The sequence below is a fragment of the Kitasatospora sp. NPDC093550 genome, assembly GCF_044764985.1.
Lineage (GTDB): Bacteria > Actinomycetota > Actinomycetes > Streptomycetales > Streptomycetaceae > Kitasatospora.
On record NZ_JBIWJF010000028.1, the window covers coordinates 95484 to 105089 of the forward strand.

The 9606-nt window shown below is 75.5% G+C and carries 6 protein-coding genes; 5 read left to right on the plus strand and 1 reads right to left on the minus strand.

Features of this window, described 5'->3' with window-relative positions; translation table 11 throughout:
• Positions 1–52 precede the first annotated feature (52 nt).
• Positions 53–766 (plus strand): hypothetical protein, encoded by a 714-nt coding sequence (locus ACIRD3_RS32795; protein WP_402223833.1) that lies wholly within the window; start codon positions 53–55, stop codon positions 764–766.
• A gap of 55 nt (positions 767–821) precedes the next feature.
• Here ACIRD3_RS32795 and ACIRD3_RS32800 read toward each other — a convergent pair whose 3' ends face one another.
• Positions 822–3662: a SpoIIE family protein phosphatase gene (locus tag ACIRD3_RS32800; protein WP_402223835.1), complete on the minus strand. Its 2841-nt coding sequence runs from the start codon at positions 3660–3662 to the stop codon at positions 822–824.
• Between the two features lie 248 nt (positions 3663–3910).
• Between ACIRD3_RS32800 and ACIRD3_RS32805 the strand changes: the two genes are divergently transcribed.
• The 4 genes from ACIRD3_RS32805 to ACIRD3_RS32820 all read left to right on the plus strand — a co-directional run bounded on the left by ACIRD3_RS32805 (position 3911) and on the right by ACIRD3_RS32820 (position 9516).
• Positions 3911–5167 (plus strand): rhodanese-like domain-containing protein, encoded by a 1257-nt coding sequence (locus tag ACIRD3_RS32805; protein ID WP_402223836.1) that lies wholly within the window; start codon positions 3911–3913, stop codon positions 5165–5167.
• Between the two features lie 201 nt (positions 5168–5368).
• Positions 5369–6031, plus strand: coding sequence for a DUF5819 family protein (locus tag ACIRD3_RS32810; RefSeq protein WP_402223838.1), 663 nt, complete (start codon positions 5369–5371; stop codon positions 6029–6031).
• A 131-nt stretch (positions 6032–6162) separates the two neighbouring features.
• Positions 6163–7341 (plus strand): HTTM domain-containing protein, encoded by a 1179-nt coding sequence (locus tag ACIRD3_RS32815; protein WP_402223850.1) that lies wholly within the window; start codon positions 6163–6165, stop codon positions 7339–7341.
• 9 nt (positions 7342–7350) lie between these two features.
• Entirely contained in the window at positions 7351–9516 is a 2166-nt protein-coding gene (locus ACIRD3_RS32820) for an FUSC family protein (RefSeq protein WP_402223840.1), read from the plus strand.
• Positions 9517–9606 lie beyond the last annotated feature (90 nt).

Sequence of the window (9606 nt, forward strand, 5' to 3'; positions counted from 1 at the left end):
GCCGCTGGCGCTAGCCAGAACGGCCGCTGTCGCCGAGTGGGGAACGTTGTTCGTGACGGTGCGGAACACGGTGGCGCGGAAGAAGTTCGCCGCGGCTCCGCTGGCCACGACGGCGACGTTTCTGATCCTGCTGTTCAGCATCGTCCAGCACCTGCCGGGCGGGGAGCGCTTCGTCAACCACATCGGAGTGGTGCGGGCGGCGCTGCCGTTGGAGGTCTCGCTGCTGCGGACCCCGCTGTCGCTGTACGTGCCGGCGCTGGACCTACCGGTCTGGGGGGCGCTGGCCCAGGTGTTCGTGGTCTTCGCGATCGCCGAGATCGTGCTCGGCCGGCGGATGACCCTGGTGGTCGCCTACAGCTGCACCCTGGCGGGCACGCTGTTCGCCCGGGTGGGCGTGGCGATCGGGCCGGGCCACCTGTTCGGCTTCCCGAAGTGGGTCGCCTACGTGCGGGACACCGGGCCGTCCGCCGCGGTGGTGGCGCTGGCGATCTGCATCGCCTTCCGCTGCCGGGCCTGGTTCACGGCCGGCCTGGTGGTCGTCCTGATGGTCGGCGAGGCGGTCGTGCTGCCGAACCTGGCGGGCCTGGAGCACGTGGTCGCGGTGATCACCGCGCTGCTGATCGCCGTCTCGGTCGAGGTCTTCGGGGACTTCTGGCCGCGGGTGCTGGCCGGGGTCGGCGCCGCCACCTCGGTGGCCGCGGCCGCGTCGCGGGAGGTCGCGGTCGAGGCCCGGCGCCGCCGCTCGGCGGGCGCCGCCCTCCCCTGAAGCGCGCGGGAAACGGACTGACGGCCGCGTACGGGACGGTGCCCGTACGCGGCCGTCAGGCGTGCGGGAGGGGCAGCTCGAACCAGACGACCTTCCCCACCGCCTTGCGGGCGGTGCCCCAGCGCTCGGCGAGCTTGGTGACCAGCGTGAGGCCGCGGCCGGTCTCGCCGAGCTGCTCGGCCGGCTCCAGCGAGGGCAGGTTGTGGTTGTCGTCGCTGACCTCGACCAGCAGCTTGTCCACCCGGATCAGCTGCAGCTGGACGCGGTCCCGGGCGACCCGGACGGCGTTCGTCACCAGCTCGCTGACCAGCAGCTCGGTGGTGTCGCTGAGCGCCTCCAGGTGCCAGCCGGCCAGCTGCTCGCGGACCAGCGCGCGGGCCCGGCGGACCTCCCGGTGGTCCACCGTGAGGTCCCAGGTGGCCACCTCGGACGGGGCGACCCCGTCGAAGCGGGCCACCAGCAGGGCGACGTCGTCCTTGCGGTCGTCACTGTGCAGCCGTCGCAGCACCTCGTCGCAGGCCTGCTCGGGGCTCTGCTGGGGATCGATCAGGTTCCCGCAGAGCGCGGCCAGGCCGGCTCCTATGTCCCCGCCGCGGACCTCGACCAGGCCGTCGGTGCAGAGCACCAGCATCGAGCCGTCCGAGACGTCGATGGTCTTGGCGACGAACGGCACCCCGCCGACGCCGATCGGTGCGCCGGCCGGGATCTCCAACAGCTCGCCGGTGCCGTCCGGGTGCACCAGGACGGGCGGGACGTGGCCGGCGCTGGCCAGCTCGCAGGTCCGGTTGATCGGGTCGTAGACCGCGTACAGGCAGGTCGCGAGGTGGTCGTCGCCGAGCTTGTGGGCCAGGTTGTCGAGGTGGCGCAGCAGCTGGCCGGGCGGCAGGTCCAGGGCGGCGAGGGTCTGCATGGCGGTGCGGAAGCGGCCCATCGCGGCCGCCGAGTGCAGGCCGTGGCCCATCACGTCGCCGACCACCAGGGCGACCCGGCTGCCGGGCAGCTGGATCGCGTCGAACCAGTCGCCGCCGACCTCGGCCTTGGGGTCGCCGGGCAGGTAGCGGTGGGCGATCTGCACGCCGGGGATCTGCGGCGGGCGGGTCGGGATCATCGAGCGCTGCAGGGTGGTGGCGACCCTCGCCTCGGCGCGGTGCAGCCGGGCGTTGTCCAGCGACAGCGCGGCGCGGACGGCCAGCTCCTTGAGGGTCGCGGCGTCGCTCTCGTCGAAGGGGGCGCGGTCCGGCAGCCGGAGCAGCTTGAGGATGCCCAGCACGGTGCCCCGGGCCGAGAGCGGGACGACCAGCATCGAGCGGCCGGAGACCACCGGGGCCAGCCTCGCGCCGCCGAGCGCGATGGCGTAGTCGACCGCGACATCCGCGCTGACCACCGGGACCAGCACCGGCTGGTTCAGCTGCAGGGCCATCCCGGGCGGGGTGCGGCGGGGCATGCTGACCAGCGAGCCCTCGGAGAGCACGTGGTCCCAGGCGCCGCCGGTCTCGTTGTAGACCAGCGCGACCCGGCGCAGCATGGTGTCGTCGTCCGGGCGGGCGACCGGCAGTTCGGAGTCCGAGATCAGCCCGTCCACCAGGTCCACGCAGGCGAAGTCGGCGACCCGGGGGACGAGCACCTGGCACAGCTCGTGGGCGGTGAAGCCGAGGTCCAGGGTGGTGCCGACCTTGCCGCCGACCTCGTTCAGCAGGGCCAGCTGCTCGCCGGCCTGGCCGTTGGTGAGGAACGGGCCGAGCCGGCCGGCCGGCGGGCTCTCGGGGCTCGCGGGGGCCGGGACCGGGACGGGCGCGGTGGCGTGCGGGGCCTGGTCAGCGTGCGGGGCGTGGTCGGCGGGCGATGGCGGGTGGCCGTTGGCGGCCGACTCGACGCGGGCTCGGTCGATGGCGGCTCCTCCTCCGGTGGATGGGGGCGCCTCCCGGCCGGAGGCGGGAGGAGGGACGGACGGGCCGCCGCCCGCCGCGGCGCCGTTGACGGCGGCGACCGGCTGGGCGACGGGGAGCTCGGCGTCCTCGCGGTGGGCGGCCTCGCGGGGGACGACTTCGCGCTGGGTCGGCAGGGGGGTGCTCGCGCGGCGGCCGGGGGCGGTCTGCTCGGGCTGCGGCGGCGGGCCGACCCGGGCGGCGCGCTGCTGGGGCGTCGGGTAGCGGCGGCCCAGGCCGGCGGCCGCCTGCGCCGTACCGCCCTGCGCGTCGGCGGGGAGCACCGGCAGCACGGTGACCGCGTCCACCCGCAGGGCGGGCAGGCCGCCCGCGCCGAGCGCGGCCAGCACCGCCGGGCGGTGGGCGGCGGGCAGCAGCCGGGCCAGCGGCTCCGGCACCCGGTCGACCGGCCGGGTGAGCGCGGCGGTCAGGCCGTGGAAGCCGCCCCGGGCGGCGGGGGCGGCGGAGAACGGCAGCAGCCGCTCGCCGAGCGCGAGCCGGGGGCCGGTGGTGCGCAGCGGACGGGCGTCGGCGGCCAGGGCGAGCAGTCCGCCGGACGGGCCGGGCAACGGGTAGGCCCACCAGAGCACGTCGCGCTGGTGCTCCTCGCGGTCCGTGACGGTCAGCCGGCCGGCCCAGGGGCGGCCGGAGGCGGTCAGCTCGGCGAGGGTGTCGAAGGCGTCGCAGGCGCGGCGCACGGAACAGCGGCCGAGCACCCGCGACTCCACGGCGGGCAGCAGGCCGGAGGCGGGGCGGTCGTGGGCGACCTCGGCGCGGTGTCCGAAGAGCTCCTCGGCGGCCCGGCCCCACTGCGCGATCCGGCCGGAGCGGTCGATCTGCACGAGGGCGAGCCGGACCAGGGCGGCCACGCCCGTCGGGTGGTCGCCCGGTGCGGTCCCGTCGGCCGTCGGACGCGGTGTGGAGTTGGACTCGGCCACCATGGGTTCGGTCTGCTCCCGCCTGGCCGCCACGCCTGGAGGCGGCCGTTTCTCCGGAGGAAGGCACGCTGTGCGGATACCAGCGAAGCACGGACCGGGCCGGGCTTGATACCGAAACGGGGAGATTCGTCAGTATCGGTTGCGTGTCACGCGGCGCGCGCCGGTCCGTACCTCCGCTTCACCCGGACGGGGCTTACGCGCACGGCGGTAGGGTGGCAGGCCGGACCGCCCCCGCGGCGGGTCCGCAGGACGCAGCCGGCCGGACGAGACAGAGGCGAGAAGTGAGCGCGCAGAGCCCCGCCCGCTGGACGGACCCGGAGCAGCAGGAGCTGGAGGAGCGGGTCGCCGCCGCCGAGCTCGCCTGGCTCAGCATGGACGTGGACGTGCAGACGCTGCGGGTCGAGATCGACAACTTCGCCCTGATCCACCACCAGCTGCTCGGCCCGCTCTACGCCCGGCTGGACGAGCTGGACGCGCTGGTCGCCGAGGCGGTCGCGGCCCGCTCCGGACGGCCCGAGGACCGGCGCCGGGCCGCCGAGGCGCGGCAGCAGGTCGAGGAACTGCCCGACCTGGACGCGCTGTTCGACTCGGTGCAGGAACTGTCGGAGCGGGACCGGTCCGGTCGGGGGGAGGAGGCCGGCCCGGGGGAGCGGACCGCCCCGCCGCCGGCCGCCGCGCCGACCCGGGTGCGGCCCGGCAAGGAGGCCCAGCGGATCTACCGCGAGCTGGTCCGCCGCGCCCACCCCGACCTCACCACCGACCCGGCCGAGCAGCAGCGCAGGGCCGCCTTCCTGGCCCGGGTCAACGAGGCCTACGCCTACGGTGACGCCGCAGCGCTGGAGGGCCTGGCAGCCGAGTGGTCCACCGCGCCGGAGGCCGCGCCCGCCCTCGACTCCCCCGACCGGTCGGACTGGCTGCGCCGCCGGCTGGACTGGCTGACCGCCAAGATCGCCGAGACCGCCACCGAGCAGGTCCGGCTGGAGCAGACCCCGATGGGCCAGCTGCTCGCCCTCGCCCCGCAGGACCCGGACCGGCTGCTGGAGCAGCTCGCCGAGGAACTGCTCGCCAAGGCCGCCGAGCGGCAGGCCGAACTGGAGCGGCTGCTCGGCGGGCACGGTCCGGTGGACGGGCACGGCTCGGTGGACCCGCACGGCTCGGTGCCGGTGGGCGACAATGGCACGGACCCGACCGACGTTCAGGAGAGCCACACGATGTTCGCGCAGATCCCCACCACCGACGCCGCCGCCGTGCCCGCCGACGCCGCCCTGCTGGACGTGCGGGAGCAGGACGAGTGGGACGCCGGCCACGTGGACGGCGCGCTGCACATCCCGCTGGGCCAGGTCATCGCCCGGCTCGGCGAGCTGCCCGACGAGAAGCTGTACGTGCTCTGCCGGGTCGGCGGCCGCTCCGCGCAGGTCGTCCAGTACCTGGTGCAGCAGGGCCGGGACGCGGTGAACGTGGACGGCGGGATGTACGCCTGGGAGAGCGCCGGACGTCCGATGGTCAGCAGCACCGGGCAGGCGGCCTTCGTCCTCTAGCCGGTCGTAGGCGGTCGTAGGCGGCCGTTGGCGGCCGTTGGCGGCCGTAGCCGGTGCCAGCCGGGGCGTAGTCGGTCGGGCCACGGCCCGGCCGGCCCGGCCGGCCCGGCCGGGCCGGCCGGGCCGGTAGGGCAGGATGGGCGCGCGCGAGCGCGCCGGCACCGGGCCGGGCGCCGTCCGCCGACCGGGCTGGGGGAGGCCATGACGGAGACCACGGACCGGCCGGCTCCGGGGAGGGCCTGGTCGAAGCCCGCGCAGCTCGTCCTCGGACTCGCCGGAGCCGCGCTGGTCGGCGGCACCGGGCTGTTCCTCGCCGCGGTGTTCCTCCACGTCGCGCCCGCCAACTCGCTGTCCCGGCAGTACCGGAGCGAGATCGACGGCGTGGTGTACCCGGAGTTCGAGCAGAACTGGAAGCTGTTCGCGCCCAACCCGCTGCAGCAGAACGTCAGCGTGGACGCCCAGGTGCGGACCGTCGCACCGGGCGGGGCGACCACCACCCGCGAGTGGCTCGGGCTGACCGCGCAGGACATCGCGGCGATACACGGCAACCCGGCGCCCAGCCACGTCGACCAGAACCTGCTGCGCCGGGCCTGGGACTTCTACGAGGGCTCGCACAGCGCGCAGGACGAAGCGCCGACCGACTCGCGCGGCAAGCTCGCCGAGCAGTACCTGAAGCGGATCGCGCTGCAGCGGATCGGCCGGGAGGTGGACGGCGAGCGGATCCTGGAGATCCGGTTCCGGGTGACCACGGCCACCCTCCCGGCGCCGAGCTGGAGCGGCGAGGCCGCGCCGCCGGCGCCCAAGGTGCGGGAGTTGCCGTGGTGGCCGGTGGCGGACGAGGACTACCGGGGGCTGGGTCGGTGAGCGAGGTGTCGGCGGGGGTTTCCCGGGCGGGGGCGGGGGAGCTGTCGGACGAGGCGCTCTCGGACGGGGCGGTGTCGGAGGAGGCGCTCTCGGGGGAGGCGCTCTCGGGGGAGCCGGGGACGTCGGGCGGCGTGCCGCGGCAGGGCGGTGGTGGGCGGCCGCGCGGGCCCGGGGCGCTGGTCGGACGGGCCGTCGGGGCCTTCACCGGGCGGGTGCTCGGACGGCACCAGGCCGCGGCGGTGCGGATCGGGTTCGGGCTGGTCTGGCTCGCCTACCTGCTGCGCGAGTGGCCCAACCGGCGGGTGCTGTACGGCGACCACTCCCCCTGGTCGCTGGAGCTCGCCGAGCGGTTCCTGGGCGACGACGGGGCGTTCACGGTGCTGCCCTGGTTCGGTGGGCGGCCCTGGTTCGAGCTGGTCTACCACCTGGCGGTGCTGTCCGCCCTCGCCGTGCTGCTGGGCTGGCGGACCCGGGTGAGCACCGTGCTGTTCCTGGTCACCGTGCTGTCGCTGCAGAACCGGGACGTCTTCCTCGGCGACGGCGGCGACAACGTCGTCCACCTGATGGCGGTCTACCTGGTCTTCACCCGCTGCGCGGAGGTCTGGTCGCTGGACGCCCGGCGGCGCGGGCACGCGAGGGCGCGGAACGGGGTGGTGCTCTGGGCGGCGCTCGGGGTGGTGCTGGCGGTCTGTCAGTTCGGGGGCTTCTCCGGCGACAGCCTGACCTGGACCGGCCCGAGCTTCCCCTACGTCGGCTGGTCGCCGCTGTTCTGGGGGCTCTGGGCGGTCGCCGGACTCTGGTGGACGCTCGGGCGGCTGCGGCCGGACGGCGAGGCGCGAGCGGTGCTCGACGCGCTGGCGACCATGGTGCACAACTGCGCGATGCTGGTGATCGCCGTCGAGGTGGTGCTGATCTACGCCACGGCCGGCTGGTACAAGGTGCAGGGCTCGCGCTGGCAGGACGGCACCGCGCTCTACTACCCGCTGCACCTGGACTACTTCGCCCCCTGGCCCGGGCTGTCCGCGCTGGTCGGCTCGGCGCTGCTGCCGGTCTTCCTGATCTCGTACGGCACCGTGATGCTGCAGGTGGCGTTCCCGTTCACGCTGCTCAACCGGCGGGTCAAGAACGGGCTGCTGGCCGTCATGATGCTGGAGCACATCGGGATCGCGGTGGTGCTGGGGCTGCCGGTGTTCTCGCTCGCGATGATCGCGGCCGACGCGGTGTTCCTGCCGACGGGTGCGCTGACCTGGTTCGCGGCGCGGGTGAGCAGGATCCCGACCGGTCCCGTCCGGCGGAGGGCCGAGCCCTAGGATGTCGGTATGTCCTGGTTCGCCGCGCTTCGTGACACCGCGCGGACCGGACTCACCCTGGACCGGGCGCTCACCGACCCCAAGCGGGCCGTGCGCGGGGCGGTCGCGGTGGCGCTGGTGCTCTTCCCGACGCTCGCGCTCGGCGGGGTCCCGCTCGCGACCTCGGCCGCGATGGGCGCGTTCATCGCCGGCTCCGCCACCTTCCAGCGCAGCTTCCGACCCCGGGCCAGCCTCGCCGTCGCCGCCGGGGCCGGACTCGGCGTCAGCACCTTCCTCGGCTACCTGGCCGCCGGAGTCCCCGGACTGTTCCCGGTGCTGCTCGCGGTGTGGGCCTTCGGGGCCGGGCTCTCCTGGGCGATCGGGCCCACCGCCGGGGTGGTCGCGACCAACACCGTCTCGGTGATGCTGATCGTCGTCCAACTCCCGGTCAGTGCGCTGGCCGCGCTCGGCCACGGACTGGTCGCCGCCCTCGGCGGGGTCGTCCAGGCCGTCGTCATCACGCTCTGGCCGATCGGCAGTTGGACCGCACAGCGGAACGCCCTTGCCGACACCTACGCCGAACTCGCCGACTACGCACGCCGGTTGCGACAGGACCCGACCGCACACGTGGACCCGGCGCCGTTCATGACCGCCCGGCACGCCGCCGCGCTCACCCCCTGGCAGGACCGCCACCGGCCGCCCGAACTGCGCGGCCTGCGCGGCATCGCCGAACGGATCCGGCCCACCCTCGCCGCGCTCGCCGACCCCAAGGTCGGCGCCCCCGAGGAAGGGCCCGAACGGGACCGGGCCCGGGAAGTGCTGGCGGCCTCCGCCGAGGTCATGGACGCCCTGGCCCGGGCGATCCGCACCGGCGACCCCGTCCGGCTCCCCCGGTCCACGCCCTCGCTCACCCTGGCCGGGCCGGACGACGGCCCCCGGCTGCGGGGCGCCGCCCGGCGCTCCTCCCGGCGGCTCGGCGGACTCCTGCGGAAGGCCGCGGACGCCCTGGACCGCGGCGACGAGGACACCATCACCACGCCCGTGGTCGGGGCGGGCGGCGCGCTCCACAAACCGTCGATCGGGCGGATGCTGCCCGTCGCGGCACGGGCCGTCCGGCGGCAGCTGCAGCCGCGCTCGGCGATCTTCCAGCACGCCGTGCGGCTCACCGGGGTCGTCACCGTCGCCTACCTGCTGGCCCGGATCGCCGGGTTCCACCACGGGTACTGGGCACCGATGACCGCCGCGATGGTGATGCGGCCGGACTTCGCGCAGACCTACAGCCGGGGCGTCGCGCGGTTGGCGGGGACGGTCGTCGGGGTCGCCGTGTCGACCTTGGTGGTGCAGCTGGTCCACCCCGGGGAATGGGTGCTGGCCGGGCTGGCGGTGGTCTGCATCGGCGGGGCGTACCTCGCGTTCCGGACCGGGTACGCGCTCACCACGGTCGGGATCTCGACGTACGTGGTGTTCCTGCTCGGGCTGCAGGAGGGGGACCCGCTGGTCACGGCCTTCGAGCGGGTCGGCCTCACGCTGCTCGGCGGATCGATCGCGCTCGTCACGTACGCGCTGTTCCCGACCTGGCAGACGGCGCGGCTCGGGGAGCGGCTCGCCGAATGGCTGGCCGCGGCCGGGAGGTACGCGGCGGCGGTCATCGCTTGTTACGAGGAGCCGGCGGGGGTGCGTGGGCGGGCCGTGCGGAGTGCGTTGCTGGACTCGCGGGAGGCGCGGTCCGAGCTTCTCCAGGCGATGCAGCGGGCTGATGCCGAACCGGGGCGGCACGAGTCGGGGCTGGCGGGGGTGAGCCGGCGGCAGATCGACCGGGCTCGGGCGGCGGTCGGGCACTTGGGGCGGGCGGCCGTGTTGCTGGAGGCGCATTTGCCGGGGGTGGAGAGCGGGGCTTCGGGGGCGGGGTCGGTGGGGGTTGGGTCCTCGGGGGCGGGGGCGGGGGTGGAGCCGGTGGTGGGGGCGGGGGAGTATGCGGAGGAGCTGCGGTTGGCGACGGCGCTTGCGGCGGGGGCCTTGTTGACGGGGCGGCCGGTGGAGTTCGGGGCGGTGCGGGAGGCTCAGGCGCGGTTGGAGGCTCGGTTGGCCTCTGGGGTGGCGGGGGTTCAGGGGGATGTGGTGCGGGCGGGGACTCGGTTGGTGGGGGTGGCTTTGCGGGACTTGGAGCGGGCTTTGCGGGGAAGTTCTGGGGGGTGAGGTTCCGCTGGCGCGGGGCTGGTGGGGTGGTGGCTTTCGGGAGGGTGGGGGGTCGGGGGGGGGGGGGGGGGGGGGGGGGGGGGGGGGGGG